Origin of the sequence: Nocardia gipuzkoensis (genome assembly GCF_021183645.1) — a bacterium.
GTDB lineage: Bacteria > Actinomycetota > Actinomycetes > Mycobacteriales > Mycobacteriaceae > Nocardia > Nocardia abscessus.
The window spans coordinates 439,289-460,183 of record NZ_CP089225.1; the positions used below are offsets into that span (position 1 = coordinate 439,289).

Consider the following 20,895-nt stretch of genomic DNA (forward strand, 5'->3'; position numbering starts at 1 on the left):
ACGCTACGTGGTCGATCGCCCGCGGGAAATCGAGATCAGCGGCACATCGCTGCGGCATCCGCCGAGAAGGGCTCTCGACCATGTGCCGTTGATCATGAAGGGGCGTTGATGAAGGCGAGTATTTCGGGGAGGGCGGGGTGGTAGGTGGATGTTGTGTCGACTTCGAGGGTGGGGGCGTCGAGGGCGATTCGCTCGAAGGCGGCGGGTGGTGGGGTGGGGTGGTCGGGGTCGGAATGGGCGCGGCGGCGTGGATCGTCCCGGCGGCGCTGGGCGGTGCGGGCGGCCGCGAGAACCGGGTCGACCGCGCAGTGGACGACGCGCAGCCGGGCGTGCGCCTGCAAGGGCGTCAAGCCGGGACGCCACAGCCGGTCTTGGAAGGCGGCTTCGGCGACGACCGTGACGCCCGCCCGCAGCAGCAGTTCGAGCGTCTCGAAGAACACCGGCAGGGTGCGGAGGTTCAGCTCGTCCCGCGGGCCCGGTGCGAAGTCCGGTGTCGCGTGGACCATTCCCTCTTTGATCTCGTCTCGGCAGATAGCCGGGCAGCCGATCGCGGCGGCGAGGGCATGGGCGAGCGTCGTCTTGCCGGACCCGGGAGGGCCACTCACGACGACGAGGGTGGGAAGCCTGTGCGGATCGTCGGCCATTCCCGCACCGTAGCTCGTGTACCGCCCGGACCGCGAAACGCGTCCGCGCCGCGCCGCGAAAGCGCCGTGGGACAAGGGCTTTCGGCGTGACCGGTCAGGCGGTCTTCATCTGCGGGTCCGGCGGCGGGGCTTCGGTCCGCTGCGCCACCCGCGCTACGGCCCAGAAGACCAGCTCCACCAGCCAGAACAGCACGAGGAACACCGTCACCACGGTCGCGGGGACAGCCAGGAAGAACACCGAGGGAACGGCGACGACGACGAACCGGGCGACATCGCCCGTGCTCGCGCCGCGCAGCCGGTGGGCCGCGCGCACGGCCGCCCACATCATCCAGCGCCGCGGCAGCGACACCCCGAGTTCGTGCAGGCACCGGCGGAAGATGCCGTCGGCGTCGGCCACGCTCACCGCGTTCGAACTGAGCAGGTAGTCGTGCAGGATCGCGGCGCGGGTGTAGTTGCCGTACCGCGGAATCAGCCAGACCAGCGCGCGCGGCACCGAGGCGAAATCGGTACGGAAACCGGCGGGAACCACGAATTCCTCGGTCGCGCCGCGATAGACGAGCGGTTCGGTCACCCGCCAGAACCTGGCGTCGAGCTCTTCTACGACCGGACCGCCACCCACAAAGGCCACGTCCCATTCCTTCCCGCACAGCCGTTTTCCGACCCCAGGGTGGTTCGGAACGCCTTCCGATCGCGGCGACGCGTCAGCGCCGTGGGCGGTACTCAGGCATCGAATACCCTTCCGCGGCAGGCTCGTAGCCACGATAGGGCAGCTCTCCCCCGCTCGCAGCCGCACCGTAGGGCGGGAAAGCGCCCTGGGCACCGAAGGCATCTTCCCCGCGCCGGGCGGTGCGGCGGCCGCTGCCGAGATCCTCCGAAGTACTGAGCGCGGCGAGGAACAGCATCACGAACGAGGCGATCAACGGCTGCACGATCAGCGCGAGCGAACTGCCCAGCTCGATCGGCAAGGCGACGATCTGCCCGACCGGCGGGTCGTGCGGGCGCGTATGCAGCCATTCGGCGACCTGCTCCCCCACGCGCGCCATCACCACCGCGCCCACGCCGGAACCGGCCAGCAAGCCGAGTTGCAGCAGCGGCCCGCGCGCCGAACGCCACCGCCATACGGCCAGCGCCGAGAGCAGACCGAGCACCGCACCCGCGAGTACGAACAACGCCAGCGCGTCGAACTGATGCGCGCTCTCGCCGGTCAACGCGACCCCGCGCCCAGGCTCGACCACCAGCAGCCGCTCGGTCGGCGCCAGCAGGCCCCATCCGGCACCCGCGATCGCGCTGACCGCCACCACGGCGACGGTGGCCAGCGCCACCGCTCGCACCTCGTCCCGGGACGGCGCCGCCACTAGCGGCGCTCCAGTTCGGCCGAGTCGAGGACGCCGTGCCGCGAGCACTTCGCCCACCAGCCGTCCGGGCTCACCTGCACGATCATCCGGCGGCCGCACTGTTCGCAGAAGCGCGGCGGCTCCAGGCCCAGCGCGGCGGCGGCCGGGATCGCGTCGTCGAGGCCCGGCACGATTCGCTTGCCGGTGAACGGGTTGTAGCGCTCGTCCATGTTCATGACAGTACCCATGCTCGCCTGCCTCCTCGTCGCAACCGAGTCGGGTCAGAGTGTTTCGTTGAGCGCCTTGATCGGCATCTTCAACTCACCGAGCAGATCCAGGTCCTGTTCGGCCGGACGGCCGAGGGTGGTCAGGTAGTTGCCCACGATGACGGCGTTGATCCCGCCCAGGATGCCCTGTTTGGCGCCCAGATCGCCCAGGGTGATCTCGCGGCCGCCCGCGAAGCGCAGCATGGTGCGCGGCAGCGCGAGCCGGAACGCGGCGACGGCGCGCAACGCGTCGGACGCGGGCAGCACCTCGAGGTCGCCGAACGGGGTGCCCGGCCGCGGGTTGAGGAAGTTCAGCGGAACCTCGTCGGGTTCGAGTTCGGCCAGGTTCGCCGCGAACTCGGCGCGCTGCTCCAACGTCTCGCCCATGCCGAGGATGCCGCCGCAGCAGACCTCCATGCCCGCTTCGCGGACCATGCGCAGGGTGTCCCAGCGCTCTTCCCAGCTGTGCGTGGTGACCACGTTCGGGAAGTAGGACCGGGAGGTCTCCAGGTTGTGGTTGTAGCGGTGCACGCCCATGGCGGCCAGTTGGTCGACCTGCTCCTGGGTGAGCATGCCCAGCGAGCAGGCGACCTGGATGTCGACCTCGTTGCGGATCGCCTCGACGCCCGCGGCCACCTGCGCCATCAGGCGCTCGTCCGGGCCGCGCACGGCGGCCACGATGCAGAACTCGGTGGCGCCGGTCTTCGCGGTCTGCTTGGCGGCCTCGACCAGGCTCGGAATGTCCAGCCACGCGGCGCGCACCGGGGACTGGAACAGGCCCGACTGCGAGCAGAAGTGGCAGTCCTCGGGGCAGCCACCGGTTTTGAGGCTGATGATGCCCTCGACCTCGACTTCGGGCCCGCACCACTTCATGCGCACCTCGTGAGCCAGGGCGAGCAACTCCTCCAGCCGGTCGTCACCGAGGCGTAGCACCTCGAGGGTCTGCTCCTGGTTCAGCCCCTCTCCGCGCTCGAGCACCTGCTCGCGGGCGATCGACAGAATGCCGGTGTCTACCGGTGCCTGGGTCACTGCACGAATCCCTTCGTCCGGCCGAGGTGGCCGTGCAACTTGAACGGTGTTCAGGCTAGGGTAGCGGTAGGAGTGAGTCAAAGCACGACGGGAAGGACATCGAGTGCAGCTGCACCGGGCGGACGTGGTCGACGGCGCCATCGCGATTCTGGACCGATACGGCCTGGCCGACCTCACCATGCGCAGACTGGCCGGCTCGCTTCAGGTCCAGCCCGGAGCGTTGTACTGGCACTTCCCCAACAAGCAAGCACTGCTCGGCGCGGTTGCGGACAAGATTCTCGCGCCCATGGAGGACCCGATCGAGGCCGAGGAATGGTCCGGGCAGATCACCGAACTGGCCCACCGGCTGCGCGACTGCCTGCTGGCCTATCGCGACGGCGCCGAATTGGTCTCGGCGACCTACGCTTCCCGGCTCACCACCAGCAAGGGCCGAGAACGTCTGGTGAGCGCGGTGATTCGCGCGGGCATGCCGCGCCAGGAGGCCGAACTGACGGCGTTCACCCTGCTCTACTACGTCCTCGGCGAGACCGTGGACGAGCAGTCGAGGATGCAGATGGACTCCGTGGGCGCCCTGCCCGACGACGCGTCGCCGCTGGCGGAAACCCCCGACGCCACAGCCCGATTCGACTTCGGCCTGCAACTATTCGTCGCGGGCGTGCGCCACCTGCTCGGCACCCGCGTCCGCTGACCCTGCCGCCGATCCGCGATCTACCGCCGATCCGCGATCTACCGCCGATCCGCGATCTACCGCCGATCCGCGAACTGCCGCCGGTCTGTGTAGCTGCGGCCGGTCTGCGAGCTTCCGCCAGTGTGCGAGCTGCCGCCGGTCTGCGAGGTGCCGCCGGTCTGCGAGGTGCCGCCGGTCTGCGAGGTGCCGCCAGTGTGCGAGCTGCCGCCGATCCGCGATCTACCGCCGATCCGCGATCTACCGCCGATCCGCGAACTGCCGCCGATCCGCGAACTGCCGCCGATCCGCGAACTGCCGCCGATCCGCGAACTGCCGCCGGTCTGTGTAGCTGCGGCCGGTCTGCGAGCTGCCGCCGGTCTGCGAGCTGCCGCCGGTCTGCGGAGCCGCCGCCGGTCTGCGGAGCCGCCGCCCACCCGTGGAACCACCGCCCATCCGTAGAGCCGCCGCCCATCCGTGGAACCACCGCCGATTTGCGAAGTGCCGCGGACAGGGCGCGCACCGACTCCCGCCGTCACGCAAGAGATCACTTGGCTTCGGCCGCGATGACCCGGTGCAGCGCCTACCCGGTTTCCGCGTGAGACCGCGGCTGGACAACGCCGGGGAACCAGCGGTGCATCGCGTACGCGCCCGCGGCGGCGGTGAGCGCGAGCGCGACGGCCGCCCCGCCGAGCACGGTCAGGGCGCTGATCGCGCCGACCGCCACCGGACCGGCGAACATCCCGATGTCGTGGGTGAGCCGCCAGGCGCCGAGGAACTCCGCGCGCTGCCCGTCGGGTGCGACATCGGCGCCGACCGTCATGATCAGCCCGTTGCTCACTCCGTTGGCGAGTCCCAGCAGCACGGCGGCGCAGCCGAGACCGAGCACCGAGGACGTGAACGGCAGCGCGCCGAAACCGAGGGCGAACAGGATCATCGACGGCACGCCGGTAGCGCGCCTGCCGTACCGATCCAGCCACACTCCGGCCGGGTAGGACATCAGCACGTCCACCGCTCCCGCTACACCGAACAGCAGACTGGTGGTCGACGCGCTCAACCCGATGGACGCCGCCCACAGCGGCAGCAGCGCCAGCCGCGCCGCCCGTGCCGCGCCGACCAGCAACGCGGCCAGGCCGAGCGTGCCGAGGGTTCTGCGGTGCTCGATCACGACCGCGCTCAGCGCATGCCGCGCGCCCACCCCGCCCGACCCGTCGGGCGATCGGATCGCCGCCATGGCCGCGCCGGAAATCACCGTGGTCACCAGTTGCAACCACAGCGCACCGTTCGGTCCGAGCGAGTGCACCACGGCCGCACCGAGAAACGGTCCGCAGAAGAAGCCCAGCCGCATCGAACCGGCCAGCGTCGACATCGCGCGCCCGAGATCACCCACGGGAACCACGGCCACCAGGTAGGACTGGCGAGCCAGGCCCCACACCGCACCCGCCGCGCCGTTGAGCAGCATGCCCAGCGCGAGCACACCGACATTCGGCGCGACGATCGCCGCGAGCACCCCGACGGCCCCGAGCACCGAACCCACCGCCAACGCGCCGCGTTCCCCGATGCTCGCGACGACCCGTCCCGCGGGCAGGTCGGTGAGCACCATGCCCAACCCGGACAGCGCGACGATGACCCCCGCCAGTCCGGCCGAGGCGCCCAGGTCCAGCGCGCGCAGCGCGTACATCGGCGCCGCCGCGCCGGACCCGATGCCGTACACCACCATCGGCACGAAAACGGTCCAGGTCAGCGACCGCAGCCGCACCCGGCCCGCGATCTCACCGACCACGGCGGATCACTCGTTCACCGCCGCGCCGCCGATCGGCGGCAACCGCCCGGAACGTCCCGAGGCCGCCCGCCGAGCGCTGCCCCGACCGGTCGCCTGCCGCCGAAGCCGCTGTCGGGGCGGCAGGCCGAACGCCGTCCGCCATCCCGGCGAAGACCGCGCCGCCGGAACGAACGGAGTCAGCTCGTCCGCAGGACGACCCGCGCCTACCGACCGCAACGGCAGCAGCCCGCCGCCACTCGGCACGGCGTCGCGCGGTGACCGCCGCCCCCCACACAACTTCATTTGCGGCCGCCCCTTGCATGATTCGGCGACAGCCCATAGCAACCCGCGATATTCGGGCACGCCGCAGCCGGTCATCCGCGTGATCCGGGACGCGGCGCCGGTCGACCACGCATCGGGCGCGTGTACGGCCCGTGGTGCGCACCGGCTTCGCCGGTCGTCGACCGGCTCGGTGCGCCGGTGATCGGCTGGGACAGTCGGTGTCGGCGGTGCCGCTCACCGGGTGAGCGCGGGCTGCTGGGCGAAGCGGCTGTCGGGGCGGGGCAGGCCGAAGTGGTCACGCAGCGTGGTGCCGGTGTACTCGGTGCGGAACAGCCCGCGCTCCTGCAGGATCGGCACGACCGTCTCGGCGAAGATCTCCAGTCCGCCCGGGTAGTACGGCGGCATCACGTTGAAGCCGTCGGCGGCGCCGCCCCGGAACCATTCCTCGATGGTGTCGGCGACCTGCTCGGGTGTTCCGGCGAACACGCGGTGCCCGCGCGCACCGGCGAGACGGTGCAGCAGGCCACGCACGGTCGGCCGTTCCCGCTGCACGATGCCCGCCACCACCTGCAACCGGCTCTGTCCGTTGTCGGTGACATCGCCTGCCGCGTCGAACAATTCGACCGGAATCGGCTCGTCCAGCGGCAGGTGCCGCAGGCTGATGCCGACGATGCTCTCGAGTTGCGTCAACCCGTACTCCGGCACGGTGAGTTCGTTGAACTCCCGTTCGAGCTTCTTGGCCGCCGCCTCGGTGTCGGCGATGAACGGGCTGATCCCGGGCAGGATCTTGACGTGCTCGGGGTCGCGCCCGAAGCCGCGGGCGCGCCCCTTGATGTCGGCGTAGAACGCCTGAGCGTCGCTGAGCCGCTGATGCGCGGTGAAGATCGCCTCGGCGTACTTGCCCGCGAACGCCCGGCCGTCGTTCGACGAGCCCGCCTGCACGAGCACCGGGTGACCCTGCGGGGTGCGCGGCGCGTTGAACGGCCCGCGCACCCGCAAGTACTCGCCTTCGAAGTCGATCCGGTGGATCTTCTCCGCGTCGGCGTACACGCCGGAAGCTCGGTCCAGGACGATCGCGTCGTCCTCCCAGCTGTTCCACAGCGCGATCACGGCGTCGACGAATTCCCGCGCCCGCGCGTACCGTTCGGCGTGGTCGGGGTGTTTGTCCAGGCCGAAGTTCGCCGCGGCGAGATCGGTGCCGGTGGTGACGATGTTCCAGCCCGCCCGGCCGCCGGAGATGTGGTCCAGCGTGGAGAACAGTCTGGCCAGGTTGTAGGGCTCGTAGTAGGTGGTCGACGCGGTGGCGATCAGGCCGAGATGCGTCGTCGCCGTGGCGATCGCGGTGAGCAGGGTGATCGGCTCCAGGCCGGCGGCCGCGTTGTGCTCGACCTCGGTGCGCAGGGCGGGGCCGTCGGCGAAGAACACCGCGTCCAGCTTCGCGGCTTCGGCGGTGCGGCCGATCTCCTGGTAGTAGGCGACGTCGTAGATTCGCTCCGGGCTGCTCCACGGATGCCGCCAGGCGGCTTCGTGGTGGCCGGAGGGATAGATGAAGGCGTTGAGGCTGAGTTGGCGCGGTGCGGTCATGAGGCTTTCTTCTCGTCGGTAGGCGCGTCCGCGGCGTCGACACCCAGGCTGGCCAGCAGCAGGGATCGGTGCCGCAGGAACGCGGGATCGCCATGGTGGCGGGGACGTTCCAGATCGATGCGCTGGTCCACCGCGATGCGCCCGTCGTCGAGCACCAGGACGCGGTCGGCGAGCAGCACCGCTTCGTCCACATCGTGGGTCACCAGCAGGACGGCGGGCCGGTGCTTCGCGCACAGGTCCTCCAGCAGCGCGTGCATCTTGATCCTGGTCAGCGCGTCCAGCGCGCCGAACGGCTCGTCCGCCAGCAGCAGTTCGGGCTCGCGGACCAGCGAACGCGCCAGGGCGACGCGCTGTTGCTCGCCGCCGGACAGCTCCTTGGGCCAGGCTTTCTCCCGTCCGGCGAGCCCGACTTCGGCCAGCGCCGCGCGACCGCGACCGGCCGAGTCCGCACCGCCGAGGCCGAGGGTCACGTTCTCCAGCACCCGCACCCAGGGCAGCAACCGGGAGTCCTGGAACACCACGGAGCGCTCGGCGGGCACGCTCAATTCACCGGAACCCGGTACGTCGTAGTCCAATTCGGCCAGTGCCCGCAGCAGCGTGCTCTTGCCCGAACCGCTGCGGCCGAGCAGCGCGACGAATTCGCCGCGGGCGATGTCGAGGTCGAGGTCGCGCAGCACGACCCGGTCGCCGAAGCCGCGGCGCAGCCGCCGGGCGCGCACGACGTTCAGTCCCCGAGTGTCTGTCGCCATGACAGCGCCTTCCTTTCCGCGGCGCGCACCAGGATGTCGCCGAACAGGCCGAGCAGGCCGTAGATCACCAGGCCGACCACGATGATGTCGATCTGGCCGTAGGTACGGGCCTGGGTCATGAGGTATCCGATGCCGCTGGTGGCGTTGACCTGCTCCACCACGACCAGCGCCAGCCACGAGATGGTGACGGCCAGCCGTAGGCCGGTGAAGAAGCCGGGCAGCGATCCGGGCAGCGCGATCCGGCGGACGAACCCCCACCGCGACAGCCCCACCGTCTGCGCGAGTTCCACGTATCTGGCGTCCACGCTGCGCAGGTGCGCGTGCGTGTTCAGGTAGATCGGGACGGCCACGCTGGTGGTGATCACCAGCAGCTTCATTTCCTCGCCGATGCCGAACCACACGATGAACAGCGGGATCAGCGCGAGCGTGGGAATGGCGCGCTTGATCTGGATCGGCCCGTCCACCAGGGCTTCCCCGAGCCGGCTCAGCCCGGCCAGCAGCGCCAGCACCAGGCCGATCGCGACGCCGAGCCCGAGCCCGATCGCGGCGCGCTGCACCGAGGTCAGCAGGTTGCTCTGCAAACGGCCGTCGGCGAGCAGGTCACCGGCGGTTCCAGCGACCGTCCAGGGCGCGGGGAGGGTTTCCGGATCCACTGTGCCCGAGGCGGAACCGGCCACCCACGCGGCGATCAGCAGCGTCGGCCCCAGCGCAATGCCGAACGGGATCGGACGGCCCGGCCCCAGGCGCGGCCGGGCCGGTTTGCGCTCGGCCAGTACCGGCTCCGCTCCCGAACGGCCGAGGCCGATGCGGCGCAGCACCGCGGCGTCCAGGGTCGCCATCAGCGTGCCTTCGGCTCGAACGACGCGCCGCTCGCGGTGACGGCCTCGGTGACCGCGGCGTCGAAACGCAGGTCGAAGCCGTTGGACGCCCGCACCTTCTCGGGCAGCTCACCCGCTTCGGCGATGGCGTCGATGGTGGCCTGCTGACGGTCGACGAGCTGCTGGTCCAGATGCGGGAACACGTAGGTGCCCAGCGATTCCACGATGCGCTTGGCGTCGTCGGCGCTGACCTTCTGGTTCTCCACGTAGTACCGGCGCGCCCACTCCTCCGGGTGGGTGTTGGCCCACTGGTAGGCCCGGACGAACGCACCGACCAGCGCGCGGGTGGCGGCCGCCTTGGCCGGGTCCCGCACGACGGCGCGGCGGGCGTACAGGTAGGCGAGGCCGCCGTAGATGCCCTCGGTCTCGGCGTCCGGGACCAGCGAGGTGCCCGGCGTACGCAGGAATCGGGTGACGTTCGGTTCGATCAGCGGCGCGACGTCGACCTGGCCGGTGCGCACGGCGTCGAGGAACTCGGCCAGTTGCAGCCGGACCAGCTGCACGTCGGAGGTGGTGAGCCCGGCTTTGTCGATGGCGCGCAGCACGGCCGCCTGCTGGGCCGTGCCCTCGGCGTAGGCGATCTTCTTGCCCTTCAGATCCGCCAGCTTCGGCACCGATCTGCCCGGCGCCACCGCGAGTTTCAGGGCGGTGGTGCTGGTCTGATAGGACGCGATGATGGGGACGTCCTGCCCGGCCACCAGCGCGTGGATCGGCGGGACGTCGCCGACCTGGGCCACGTCGGCGGCGCCCGCGCGGAACGCCTCGAGGATGGCGGGCCCGCCGACGAAGTTGGCGAACTCCACCTTGAACGGGAGCTTGTCGAGCTCACCGGAGAAGCGCAGAACGGACTGCAAGCGCTCGGACTGGTCGGCGGCCACCAGGGTGGTGCCTGCGGGGATCTCGGTCGGCAGTGGTCCGTCGGCAGTGGGACCGACCGGCTCGTCGTCCTTCGTGCAGCCGGTGAGTCCGAGTGTCGCAACGGTTGCCACGGCGAGCAATGCGGCGGTCGTGCGGCCATGGCGGCCGGACCGGAACGTGCTGGGTCGGAACATAGGCGAATTACAGCAAGCCCGGACCGGCCGGAGAACGGTTTGTCTCAGCCTGGTTCGAATCCCGTCAGCGGGGCGGCGCGGCCACCATGGTCGACCGGACCTGCTCCTGATAGCGCTGCACGAACGGCAGGATCTGCTGCTCGATCACCGTGTTGTATTCCCGGGGGCGCTGCATCGGGTTGGCGTGCCCGGTGTTTCGCGCGAGCACCACCAGCAGCGTGCCGTCCACTCCGCCGGACCGCTCGATCAGCACGCGATGGGAGTGCTCGACGTCCACCACGCGATCGGCGCTCGCGTCGCGCGGGCGGATGAAAACGATGGCGGGCGGGGGTTTCCCGGCCACCGGTTCGGCCAGGGTGCGCAGATCGTCCGTCGCGCCACCGGCCACGATGGCGGTGAATTGCGACTCGATCAAACCGTTGCTCGCGGCATCGCGGGAGACGATCTTCTCGCGCATCACCTGCCCGAGCACCGCGCCCAGCTTGCCGAGCCGGATACCGGGCAGCCCGTAGCCGCGATCGAGGAACTGGTCCCGGCGAGCGTAGGTCTCCACGGCCAGCCGCAGCGTGCGGCTCTCCCTGGCGCCGGGCAGCCAGCCCATCCAGCGCAGCATGTCCTCACCGCGGCCGCGGCTCTCGGGGCGCACGGCGTTCAGGTCGACCGGCGTGCAGTCCAGGATCACCCCGACCAACCGCCGGTCGCTCTCGCGGTGGATGTGCTCGGCGACCTCCAGCGCGATCACACCGCCCATGCTGTGCCCGACGAGCACGACGTTGCGCAGCCCGGACAGCTCGGCGGCGCGGACGACGAGGTCGGCGATCACCTTCGTGTCGAGACCTCGGTTGTCGTAGCGGATCGCCCACACCATGCCCATCCTGCGCAGTGCGGGCAGCGCGGCGGCGGTGTCACTGGCGTCGAGCCCTCCGAGCCCGACCAGGTCCACCACGACGGTGTCCCAGTTCTGCGGGTCAACCGGCGGGGCGACGGGCAGGATGGCAGGCTCGGTGCGCGCCAGCCGCGCCTGTTCCGGCGCGACGTCGTACTTCAAGTACTGCGCGAACACCACGAGTCCGGCCAGCAGCAGTGCGGCCACCCGAAGCAGCGTCACCCTGGTGCGGCGCAACGTCTCCCACCCGTGCCCCGGGCTCGTGTCCCGCAGCCGAGTTCGGCGTCGCGCGTCGTCCCAGTCGGAGACGGTGGACGGGTGCCTCTCGTCCATCGGCGGCATCCATCCCACTGTAGGCACGGGTGCAGATGGTCGCCATCACCCCGCTACCGATCAGCGTGCCGCCTCGCTATGTCCCGCGCCAACCGGCTACCTCGACACCGCCGTACCCGGCACCGAGTCGATCGGTTCAGCGGCTGAGTCCAGCGACGTCGATCGAGGTCGTCCGCGCTGATGGCGGCATAGTCGTTTATATGTCTAGTCGCGGATACGACTATGAGATAGCTCAGGCGGTTCGCGGATCAGGACATCATCGGTGACTAGCCGACCCCGGGCCATCGCAGATCGTGCATGACAGCGGTGAAGTAAGTGCGCTCGTGGACGAGCGGCTGAAGATTGCCGGTGAGCGACTGGCCCGGTCTGGAATGTGGGCGCTTGCTACTGCACCCGTATCGTGTCTACGATTAATAGTAACTTTGTTGAGTATTCATAGATGCACTGTGGTCTGCTGATCCAGCACGGTGCTGCGTCATGAAAGGTCTTCATGGGTCACTACAAGAGCAATGTCCGCGACCTGCTGTTCAACCTGTTCGAGGTGATGGACCTTGACGCCATCCTGCGATCCGGAAACTTCGGAGATTTGGACTCCGCCACCGTCCGCTCGATGCTGTCGGAAGCTGCGCGGCAGGCCGAAGGTCCGGTGGCCGCCTCGTTCGTCGATGCCGACCGGAATCCGCCGGTCTTCGATCCGGCAACACATTCGGTCGCTCTGCCGGACAGCTTCAAGAAGTCGTTGTTGACCTGGCAGGACTCGGAGTGGTTTTTGCTCGGCATGTCCGAGGAACTGGGAGGCACTGCCGCCCCGTGGGTGGTGACGTGGGCGATCAACGAACTGCTGCTCGGCGCCAACCCTGGTGTCTTCTTCTACATGCTGGGGCCTGTGATGGCCGACGTCCTGTTCCGGGTCGGCAATGACGAGCAGAAACGCTGGGCGAAGATCGCCGTCGATCGCCGGTGGGGCGGGACGATGGTGCTGACCGAGCCCGATGCCGGGTCCGATGTCGGCGCCGGCCGCACGAAGGCGATCGAACAAGCCGACGGCAGCTGGCACATCGAAGGTGTCAAGCGCTTCATCACCGGAGCCGAGTCCGACGATCTGGCGGAGAACATATTCCACCTCGTTCTCGCACGTCCTGAGGGTGCCGGGCCGGGCACCAAGGGGTTGAGCCTGTTCTTCGTGCCGAAGTTCCATTTCGATCCGCACACTGGGGAACTCGGCGAGCGAAACGGAGTGTTCGTCACCAATGTCGAGCACAAGATGGGTTTGAAGGTGTCGGCAACCTGCGAACTCACCTTCGGCGGCCACGGGATTCCCGCCGAAGGCTGGTTGGTCGGCGACGTACACAACGGCATTGCCCAGATGTTCAAAGTGATCGAGAACGCGCGGATGCAGGTGGGTACGAAGGCAATCTCTACTCTGTCCACCGGCTACCTCAACGCACTCGAGTACGCTAAGACCCGGGTGCAAGGCCCTGACCTGACGCAAATGGCCGACAAGACCGCCCCGCGCGTGGCAATCGTTCGCCATCCCGATGTTCGTCGCAGTCTGATGGTGCAGAAGGCCTACGCCGAGGGTTTGCGCGCTGTCTACCTGTATACGGCCGCGCATCAGGATCCGGTCAGCGCCGAGCAAGTCTCCGGCGCGGATGCCGATCTCGCCCGCCGGGTGAACGACCTGCTGCTGCCGATCGTCAAGGGCGTCGGCTCCGAGCGCGCCTATCAGTATCTGACCGACTCGCTGCAGACCTTCGGGGGCTCGGGCTACCTGCAGGACTACCCGATCGAACAGTACATCCGCGATTCGAAGATCGACTCACTGTACGAGGGCACCACCGCCATCCAGTCACTGGACTTCTTCTTCCGCAAGATCGCCCGCGACCAAGGCGCCGCTCTGGCGCACCTGCAGGACCAGATCTCGGACTTCCTCCAACGGGACAACGGTGACCCACGCCTGAGCGAAGCGCGCGTCGCTTTGGCCACGGCACTCGGCGACGTACGAGCAATGACCGAATGCCTCATCGGCTATCTCATGGCGGCCCAGGAACAGCCGCGTGAGCTGTACAAGATCGGGCTCGGCTCGGTGCGGTTCTTGTTGGCATTCGGCGATCTGATGATCGGGTGGCGATTGCTCGAACAAGCCGAGATCGCGCTCGCCGCGCTCGCCGGCGAACCATCCCAGGAGGATCGAGCCTTCTACGAAGGCAAGGTGGCTGTAGCCGACTTCTTCGGCAGGACCGTACTGCCGGATCTGTCCTCCGCACGGCGAGTGGTGACATCTGTGAGCGGGACACTCATGGATTTGCCCGACGGCGCTTTCTGAGTACCCGAACATCCGGCCCCTCGCGGGCTCCTGACGGTTTCACACTCACATTCAAGGGGCGAGGTTTTCGCTCCGCCGGGAGGAAACTCGTGGCTTCAACAACCACAATTCAACGCAGTGTCGTCTTCGTCGACGGCGTGCGTACTCCGTTCGGGAAGGCGAGCCCGAACGGCATCTATGCCGAGACCCGTGCTGATGACCTCGTCGTCAAGACCATTCGAGAGCTGCTGCGCCGCAACCCTGGACTCGACCCCGCTCGCATCGACGAAGTCGCCATCGCGGCGACCACGCAGACCGGTGACCAGGGCCTGACCATCGGCCGCACATCCGCGATCCTGGCCGGGCTGCCCGAGACCGTGCCGGGCTTCGCGATCGATCGGATGTGCGCCGGAGCGATGACCGCAGTCACGACCACCGCCTCCGGCATCGGCTTCGGCCAGTACGACGTCGTGATCGCCGGAGGTGTCGAGCACATGGGCCGTCACCCGATGGGGGAGGGCGCTGAACCGAACCCGCGGTTTTTGACCGACCGGCTCGTCGATCCCAGCGCCTTGGTCATGGGCAACACCGCCGAGAATCTGCACGACCGTTTTCCGGACATCACCAAGGCCCGCACCGACACCTACGCGGTCGCGAGCCAAAACAAGTACGATGCCGCGAAGAAGGCGGGCTGGATCGCCGAAACCCTTGTGCCCGTGGCTACTCGGTCGGCGCACGGTTGGGGTCTGGCCATCGAGGACGAGCCGCCGCGGCCCGGCACCACGCTCGAGCACCTCGCCGAACTCAAGACCCCGTTCCGGCCCGCCGGTCGCATCACGGCCGGAAACGCCGCCGGTCTCAACGACGGCGCGACGGCGTGCATCCTCGCCGATGAGGACACCGCCCGCGAGTTCGGCCTGCAGATCGGGATGCGGATGGTCGGCTTCGCTTTCCAAGGAGTCGACCCGGCCGTCATGGGCATCGGTCCGGTGCCGGCGACCGAGAAGGTCCTCACCCGTACCGGCCTGAGCATCGACGACATCGGCCTGTTCGAGATCAACGAGGCCTTCGCTGTGCAGGTACTGGCCTTCCTCGAGCACTTCGGTATCGACGACCACGACCCGCGGGTCAACCAGTGGGGCGGTGCGATCGCCTGCGGCCACCCCCTCGCCTCGTCCGGTGTGCGCTTGATGACCCAGCTCTCGCGCCAGTTCGCCCAGCATCCCGAGGTGCGTTACGGCCTGAGCACCATGTGCGTCGGTCTCGGCATGGGCGGCACCGTGATCTGGGAGAACCCGAACTACGAGGGAACGAACTGACATCATGAGCGACATTACTTCCGTGTTCGCTGACGAAGTCGTCACCAACGCCTACACCAAGATCATCACCGTTCCCGGCATCGACGGCCCCGTCGCGCTGATCACACTCGACAACGGGCTCGATCACATCAAACCGAATTCCTTCGGACCCGCCGGTCTACTCGCGTTCGACGAGGCGCTGGATGAGGCGTTCGCCGCCGAGCCCGCCGCCGTCGCAGTCACCGGCAAACCCTTCATCTTCGCCGCCGGCGCCGATCTCAAGGGTGTGCCCGCGATCACCACACGGGAGCAGGGCGTGGAGCTGGGCCGACTCGGCCACAGCGTGCTGCGCCGCCTGCGCGATTCGACGGTGCCGACATTCGCCTTTGTCAACGGCTTGGCTCTCGGCGGCGGTCTCGAGGTCGGCCTGCACTGCCACTATCGGACCTATGCCGACAATGTGCCCGCCCTGGGCCTGCCCGAGACCATGCTCGGACTGATCCCCGGCTGGGGCGGCACACAGTTGCTGCCGAATGTGATCGGTCCAGAGGGCGCGGTCACCTTGATCCTGGAAAACCCGTTGAACAACGGGAAGGTCATCCGCGCCCGGCAAGCCGCCCAGCTCGGCCTCGCCGACGCTGTGCTCGACTCCGCTGATTTTCTCGAGCAGTCGCTGGCCTGGGCCGCCAAGGTCCTCTCAGGGCAGATCATTCCGACTCGGCCGCAGATCGATCGCGGCGCCGGCTGGGATGCGGCGATCGAGCGCGCCAAGATGATCGTCGCGGCCAAGACACGAGGATTCGCCCCCGCTGCGGCCCGCGCGGTCGACCTGCTCGAGCTGGCCCGCCACACCGACATCACCGACCCCGAGTCGCTGTCGAGCGGCTTCGCCGCGGAAGACGAGGCACTCGCCGACCTGCTGATATCCGATGAGTTCCGGGCCGGGCTGTACGCCTTCGACCTTGTCAACAAGCGTGCTAAGCGCCCCGCAGGCGCACCGGAGAAATCACTGGCCCGCAAGGTCACCGGAGTCGGCGTCGTCGGTGCCGGCCTGATGGCCACGCAGCTCGCCCTGCTGTTCGTGCGCCAACTGCAGGTCCCGGTAGTCATCACCGATATCGACCAGCAGCGCATAGACAAGGGTGTGGCCTACGTGCACACCGAGATCGACAAGCTGCGGGGCAAAGGCCGACTGTCCGTCGACGCCGCGAACCGTCTCAAGGGTCTCGTGTCCGGCTCGCTGGACAAGGCCGCCTTCGCGAACACCGATTTCGTTATCGAGGCGGTCTTCGAGAGCATGGACGTCAAGAAACAGGTGTTCGCGGAGGTCGAGCAGTATGTCTCGCCGCAGGCCGTCCTGGCGACGAACACATCGTCGCTGTCCATCACCACAATGGCTGCGGACCTGAAGCACCCCGAGCGCGTCGTAGGCTTTCACTTCTTCAACCCCGTCGCAGTGCTGCCGCTACTCGAGATCATCCGAGGCGCGCAGACCGACGACGCGACCCTCGCGACGGCGTTCGCCCTCGCCACGGCGCTGAAGAAGTCCGCCGTGCTGTGCGCCGACCTTCCGGGATTCGTCTTCAACCGACTCATCACTCGCACCCTGGGCGAACTCGTAGCCGCCGTGGACGAGGGCACTCCATTCGAGGTAGCAGACAACGCCGTCGAAGCGCTGGGCATGCCCATGTCGCCGTTCGCGCTGCTCGCGCTTGTCGGACCGGCCATTGCGCTGCACACCGGGGAGACCCTCCACTGCGCATACCCGGACCGCTACGCCAGCTCTCCGGGCCTGCAGGCACTCGTCCAAGCCGGCAAACCCGGCGTGTGGACCTACCTCGACGGCAAGCAAGCCATCGATCCGGAGGTCGCCGCGCTGTGGCCGCAAGCCGATACCCCGTCGAGCGCCGGACAGGTGCTCGAGCGGACCAGGCGGGCGATCGCCGAGGAGATTCGGATCATGCTCGAGGAGGGCGTCGTCGCGGCCCCGGAGGACATCGATCTGTGCCTGATCCTCGGTGGTGGCTTCGGGTTCTGGAACGGTGGGATCACCCCATACCTGGACCGCACCGGCACCGCCGAGGCGGTCAACGGCGCCCGTTTTCTCGCGGCCGGCGTGGCCAGCGTCAGCCGGTAGTTCGCCAATGAATCGTGCTGCACGGGACCGGCATGTCGGCAGCAAGTCGATCAACTCCTTGCTCGCAACAACAGGCACGGACTCAGCCGTCAGGCATTCGTCGAATGTTGTGGATGGAGGTGATGAGCATGCCGAGCCCGCTCGCGGTCACTGGCCCGTTTCGCCTCGGCGGCCACTGAAGCTGCGGCATGGGTGACAGGGCGGGCACCGCTGCTGCCTGCGTGCGGCGCGCTGGCTGGCGAACGAGGAGATCTTTCTACCGGCATCGGGCCCAGCCAGGCATTCCGAAGCGAGAGGTGAGCCGAGTCCCGCGCAGGATGTCTTGGTAGGGCAATTAAGTGATTAATCGCAATGATGTTACGGTAGGCTGATGGCGCTACGGGACGCGGTGCTGGCCGCTCTGCTCGATGGCGAAGCTTCCGGTTATGAGCTGGCGAAGGGCTTCGACGTCTCGATGGCCAATTTCTGGATGGCGACTCCTCAGCAGCTCTACCGTGAACTCGAGCGGATGTCCACCGAAGGGTTGATCGAAACCCGTGTGGTGCAGCAGGAGCGCCGTCCCAACAAACGGCTGCACTCCATCACCGAGGCCGGCCGCGAGACGCTGCGGCACTATATCGCCCAGCCTGCCAAGCCGGCCGCGATCCGCGACGAACTGCTGGTCAAGGTTCAAGGCATGACCGACGAGGACAGCCCGGTCGTCCATGCCGCAGTGATCGAATTCGGTGAATGGTCGGCCGCGAAATTGGCCCGCTACGAACGCCTTCGTATGCGTTGGCTCGACGGTCGCAGCGAACAGGCATATCTGGCCGAGGCCAAGCGTGTCGGTCCATACCTCACGCTGTTGCGCGGCATCTCCTTCGAGCAAGAGAACATTCGATGGGCCAAGTTCGCCATCGGCATCATCGAACGACGGACGGCCTCGGCCACATCCTGACGGTTTCACCGACACCGGAGCGTCCGGCTCTCGATGTCGACCGCAGTGTAATCCTGCGGTCGAACTGACGCCGTCCCTGTCTCGGGGCAAGTTTCCGGCTGCCACCGATTACGAATCGGTCATGCCCCAGTCCTTGCCACGCATGATGTCACAGCTGGACATCGGGCGAGGCGACCGTATAACTTTGAGTAGTCAAATAATTGCCTAATGGAGTCGATGATGAACTTTGTGGCGTATCCGAATTTGCTGCAGCCTCTCGACCTGGGATTCACCATCCTGCGCAACCGCGTGCTCATGGGGTCCATGCACGTGGGTCTGGAAGAGGCGCCCAACGGTTTCGACCGGATGGCTGCGTTCTACGCCGAGCGCGCACGCGGTGGGGTCGGCCTGATCGTCACCGGCGGTATTTCTCCCAACGAGGAAGGTCGGCCATACCCGGGCGGTGCCATGCTCACCACACCGGCCGAGGCCGCCAGCCACCGAGTTGTCACCGATGCAGTCCACGCCGAAGGCGGCAAGATCGCGATGCAGATCCTGCACTTCGGCCGCTATGCCTACCACCCGAACCTGGTCGCGCCCAGTGCAATTCAGGCACCGATCAGCCCGCACATCCCCCATGAACTCACCGCCGCGCAAGTCGAGCAAACCATCGCCGACTACGTTCACTGCGCGAGCCTGGCCAAGGCCGCCGGATACGACGGCGTCGAGATCATGGGCTCGGAAGGCTACCTGATCAACGAGTTCATCGCCGCGCGCACCAACAAGCGGACCGACGAATGGGGCGGCCCCTACGAGAACCGCATGCGCTTTCCGGTCGAGATCGTTCGCCTTGTCCGCGAAGCTGTCGGCACGGACTTCATCATCGTCTATCGCCTCTCGATGCTCGACCTCATTCCGGACGGTTCAACCTTCGACGAGGTCGTCACGCTGGCCGAGGAAATCGAGGCGGCTGGCGCCTCCATCATCAACACCGGCATCGGCTGGCATGAGGCACGCATCCCTACCATCGCCACCTCCGTGCCGCGCGGTGCCTATGCGTGGGTCACCAAGAAACTGATGGGAAAGGTGTCGGTGCCCTTGGTCGCGAGCAACCGCATCAACACCCCCGAGAAGGCCGAACACCTGCTGGCCGAAGGGTATGCCGACATGGTGTCGTTGGCCCGGCCGTTGCTCGCGGACCCCGCGTTCGTCGGCAAGGCCGCGGCCGGGGCCCCGGAGTCGATCAACACCTGCATCGGCTGCAACCAGGCGTGCCTGGATCACACCTTCTCCCTGAAGATCACCTCCTGTTTGGTCAACCCCCGCGCATGCCATGAAACCGAACTGGTGCTCACGCGGACCAGCTACGTCAAACAACTCGCTGTGGTCGGCGCGGGCCCGGCAGGCTTGGCGTTCGCGGTCAACGCCGCCGAGCGCGGCCACCGCGTGACGCTGTTCGATGCCGCCGAGGAGATCGGGGGCCAGCTCAATGTGGCGCGGAAAGTGCCGGGCAAGCAGGAGTTCGACGAAACGTTGCGCTACTTTCGCCATCAGCTCGCGAGCACCGGCGTCGAAGTCCGGTTGGGAGCCCGAGTGGACGCCGACGGCCTGGCGGGGTTCGACGAGGTCGTCGTCGCCACCGGTGTTACCGCGCGTGTCCCTGACCTGCCTGGCGTTGGCCATCCCAAGGTGCTGGATTACCTGGCCGTCCTGCGCGACAAGGCGCACGTGGGTGATCGTGTGGCTATCCTCGGCGCGGGCGGCATCGGCTTCGACGTCGCCGAGTTCCTGACCGATCCGGGCGACAATGCCAGCCACGACATCGCCACCTTCCTCACCACCTGGGGCGTCGACAGCGAGCACACCAACCCGGGCGGCCTGGACACCCCTCGGCGACAGCCGTCCCGCCGCACCGTGACACTGCTGCAACGCAAGACCACCAAGGTCGGTGCCGGCCTGGGCAAGACCACCGGCTGGATCCACCGAACCGAGCTGAAGCACCGGGGTGTCTCGATGGTCGCCGGCGCTGTATACCACCGGATCGACGACGAAGGTCTGCACTACATCCTGGATGGCGAAAAGCATGTCCTCGACGTCGACAACGTCATCCTGTGTACTGGGCAGGAGCCCAACCGAGGGCTGTACGACGAACTGACATCGCGCGGCATCCCAGCCCATCTCATCGGCGGTGCGGACGTGGCAGCAGAACTCGACGCCAAACGCGCCATCGACCAAGGCACCCGCCTCGCGGCGCAATTATGAACGAGAAGAAACCACTCCGCTAAGTCGCGCTCGGCGACGACTGGTTTCGGCCAGGCCCGCGCCGACGAGCTCGTTGCCGCGCTCCCGGCCCGAGCCCGGCAGCGGATCTCGGCCGGTGCCGGCGCACGGACCCCGCGACTACGACTGGGCGAAAGTCCCGATCCGCATCGGCTGGAAGCCCTGGCGAGGGCACTGGGTGCTGGCCCGGCGCAGTGTCTGCGCCCCTGCCCAGATCGCCTACCAGGTCTGTTACGGGCCGCGCCGGTCCACGATCGCTGATCTGGCGTGGATCGCTGGGGCTCGGTGACGGATTGAGGATTGCTTCCAGCAAGCCGAGAACGAAGCCGACCTGGACCACTACCAGGTCCGCAGCTGACGGGCCTGGTATGCCCACATCACCCGGTCGATGCTCGCCCTGTCCTAGCTCGCCGGAACGAAAGCGATTGCCGCAAAAGGGGAAACAGCGACAGCGATCAAGACATGATCGCACTCACGCTACCGGAGACCCGACGCC

At 67.9% G+C, this 20,895-nt stretch carries 18 protein-coding genes and 1 pseudogene; 8 read left to right on the forward strand and 11 right to left on the reverse strand.

Translation table 11 applies throughout. The features are described 5' to 3' along the window. Nucleotides 1-92: 92 nt before the first annotated feature. The 5 genes from LTT66_RS02015 to bioB all read right to left on the reverse strand — a co-directional run bounded on the left by LTT66_RS02015 (nt 93) and on the right by bioB (nt 3,273). Nucleotides 93-605, reverse strand: coding sequence for an AAA family ATPase (locus tag LTT66_RS02015; RefSeq protein ID WP_233063434.1), 513 nt, complete (start codon nt 603-605; stop codon nt 93-95). Between the two features lie 133 nt (nt 606-738). Next, nucleotides 739-1,272, reverse strand: a complete 534-nt coding sequence (locus LTT66_RS02020; protein WP_233063435.1) for a DUF1353 domain-containing protein — start codon at nt 1,270-1,272, stop codon at nt 739-741. Between the two features lie 73 nt (nt 1,273-1,345). After that, complete coding sequence (locus tag LTT66_RS02025) at nt 1,346-1,999, reverse strand: DUF2567 domain-containing protein (protein ID WP_233063436.1); 654 nt, start codon at nt 1,997-1,999, stop codon at nt 1,346-1,348. Then, nucleotides 1,999-2,226 carry a biotin synthase auxiliary protein BsaP gene (bsaP, locus tag LTT66_RS02030; RefSeq protein WP_233063437.1) on the reverse strand — a complete coding sequence of 76 codons (228 nt, stop codon included), beginning with the start codon at nt 2,224-2,226 and terminating at the stop codon, nt 1,999-2,001. Before bsaP ends, LTT66_RS02025 begins: the two co-directional genes overlap by 1 nt. Nucleotides 2,227-2,259: 33 nt before the next feature. Further along, nucleotides 2,260-3,273, reverse strand: coding sequence for a biotin synthase BioB (gene bioB / locus LTT66_RS02035; protein WP_043689484.1), 1,014 nt, complete (start codon nt 3,271-3,273; stop codon nt 2,260-2,262). Between the two features lie 103 nt (nt 3,274-3,376). On the opposite strand from bioB, the gene LTT66_RS02040 reads away from it, so the two are divergent. Continuing rightward, nucleotides 3,377-3,961, forward strand: coding sequence for a TetR/AcrR family transcriptional regulator C-terminal domain-containing protein (locus tag LTT66_RS02040; RefSeq protein WP_233063438.1), 585 nt, complete (start codon nt 3,377-3,379; stop codon nt 3,959-3,961). 120 nt (nt 3,962-4,081) lie between these two features. Further along, entirely contained in the window at nt 4,082-4,399 is a 318-nt protein-coding gene (locus LTT66_RS02045) for a hypothetical protein (RefSeq protein ID WP_233063439.1), read from the forward strand. Between the two features lie 121 nt (nt 4,400-4,520). Here the strand turns inward: LTT66_RS02045 and LTT66_RS02050 are convergent, their stop codons facing one another. From LTT66_RS02050 to LTT66_RS02075, 6 genes are all read right to left on the reverse strand, one after another. Then, a complete protein-coding gene (locus tag LTT66_RS02050; RefSeq protein WP_233063440.1) occupies nt 4,521-5,720 on the reverse strand; it encodes an MFS transporter in 1,200 nt (399 codons plus the stop codon). Between the two features lie 495 nt (nt 5,721-6,215). Continuing rightward, the gene (locus tag LTT66_RS02055) at nt 6,216-7,565 is read right to left on the reverse strand and encodes an LLM class flavin-dependent oxidoreductase (protein WP_233063441.1); all 1,350 of its coding nucleotides are present in this window, start codon (nt 7,563-7,565) and stop codon (nt 6,216-6,218) included. After that, nucleotides 7,562-8,314: an ABC transporter ATP-binding protein gene (locus LTT66_RS02060; RefSeq protein WP_233063442.1), complete on the reverse strand. Its 753-nt coding sequence runs from the start codon at nt 8,312-8,314 to the stop codon at nt 7,562-7,564. The genes LTT66_RS02055 and LTT66_RS02060 overlap by 4 nt, the downstream gene beginning before the upstream one ends. Next, on the reverse strand, nt 8,290-9,153 hold the full coding sequence (locus LTT66_RS02065) for an ABC transporter permease (RefSeq protein ID WP_233063443.1): 864 nt from the start codon (nt 9,151-9,153) through the stop codon (nt 8,290-8,292). Before LTT66_RS02065 ends, LTT66_RS02060 begins: the two co-directional genes overlap by 25 nt. Next, nucleotides 9,153-10,244, reverse strand: a complete 1,092-nt coding sequence (locus tag LTT66_RS02070; RefSeq protein ID WP_233063445.1) for an ABC transporter substrate-binding protein — start codon at nt 10,242-10,244, stop codon at nt 9,153-9,155. The genes LTT66_RS02065 and LTT66_RS02070 overlap by 1 nt, the downstream gene beginning before the upstream one ends. Before the next feature lie 64 nt (nt 10,245-10,308). Then, nucleotides 10,309-11,472, reverse strand: a complete 1,164-nt coding sequence (locus LTT66_RS02075; RefSeq protein WP_233063446.1) for an alpha/beta fold hydrolase — start codon at nt 11,470-11,472, stop codon at nt 10,309-10,311. A 481-nt stretch (nt 11,473-11,953) separates the two neighbouring features. On the opposite strand from LTT66_RS02075, the gene LTT66_RS02080 reads away from it, so the two are divergent. The 6 genes and pseudogenes from LTT66_RS02080 to LTT66_RS02105 all read left to right on the forward strand — a co-directional run. Then, nucleotides 11,954-13,789, forward strand: a complete 1,836-nt coding sequence (locus LTT66_RS02080) for an acyl-CoA dehydrogenase (protein ID WP_233063447.1) — start codon at nt 11,954-11,956, stop codon at nt 13,787-13,789. Nucleotides 13,790-13,878: 89 nt separating this feature from the next. Next, nucleotides 13,879-15,087 carry a thiolase family protein gene (locus tag LTT66_RS02085; protein ID WP_233063448.1) on the forward strand — a complete coding sequence of 403 codons (1,209 nt, stop codon included), beginning with the start codon at nt 13,879-13,881 and terminating at the stop codon, nt 15,085-15,087. A 4-nt stretch (nt 15,088-15,091) separates the two neighbouring features. Continuing rightward, entirely contained in the window at nt 15,092-17,203 is a 2,112-nt protein-coding gene (locus tag LTT66_RS02090; RefSeq protein ID WP_233063449.1) for a 3-hydroxyacyl-CoA dehydrogenase NAD-binding domain-containing protein, read from the forward strand. A gap of 370 nt (nt 17,204-17,573) precedes the next feature. After that, a complete protein-coding gene (locus LTT66_RS02095; RefSeq protein ID WP_233063450.1) occupies nt 17,574-18,140 on the forward strand; it encodes a PadR family transcriptional regulator in 567 nt (188 codons plus the stop codon). A gap of 207 nt (nt 18,141-18,347) precedes the next feature. After that, nucleotides 18,348-20,381 carry an oxidoreductase gene (locus tag LTT66_RS02100; protein ID WP_408638731.1) on the forward strand — a complete coding sequence of 678 codons (2,034 nt, stop codon included), beginning with the start codon at nt 18,348-18,350 and terminating at the stop codon, nt 20,379-20,381. Nucleotides 20,382-20,438: 57 nt separating this feature from the next. Next, a pseudogene (locus LTT66_RS02105) lies at nt 20,439-20,805 on the forward strand (IS701 family transposase); the annotation flags it as partial. Nucleotides 20,806-20,895 lie beyond the last annotated feature (90 nt).

Bases quoted from the DNA above. Each gene is read 5' to 3' on its own strand.
- bsaP (WP_233063437.1), bottom strand. From the start codon at position 2,226: ATGGGTACTGTCATGAACATGGACGAGCGCTACAACCCGTTCACCGGC.
- LTT66_RS02055 (WP_233063441.1), bottom strand. From the start codon at position 7,565: ATGACCGCACCGCGCCAACTCAGCCTCAACGCCTTCATCTATCCCTCC.
- LTT66_RS02060 (WP_233063442.1), bottom strand. From the start codon at position 8,314: ATGGCGACAGACACTCGGGGACTGAACGTCGTGCGCGCCCGGCGGCTG.
- LTT66_RS02065 (WP_233063443.1), bottom strand. From the start codon at position 9,153: ATGGCGACCCTGGACGCCGCGGTGCTGCGCCGCATCGGCCTCGGCCGT.
- LTT66_RS02070 (WP_233063445.1), bottom strand. From the start codon at position 10,244: ATGTTCCGACCCAGCACGTTCCGGTCCGGCCGCCATGGCCGCACGACC.
- LTT66_RS02075 (WP_233063446.1), bottom strand. From the start codon at position 11,472: ATGCCGCCGATGGACGAGAGGCACCCGTCCACCGTCTCCGACTGGGAC.
- LTT66_RS02080 (WP_233063447.1), top strand. From the start codon at position 11,954: ATGGGTCACTACAAGAGCAATGTCCGCGACCTGCTGTTCAACCTGTTC.
- LTT66_RS02090 (WP_233063449.1), top strand. From the start codon at position 15,092: ATGAGCGACATTACTTCCGTGTTCGCTGACGAAGTCGTCACCAACGCC.
- LTT66_RS02095 (WP_233063450.1), top strand. From the start codon at position 17,574: ATGGCGCTACGGGACGCGGTGCTGGCCGCTCTGCTCGATGGCGAAGCT.
- LTT66_RS02100 (WP_408638731.1), top strand. From the start codon at position 18,348: ATGGAGTCGATGATGAACTTTGTGGCGTATCCGAATTTGCTGCAGCCT.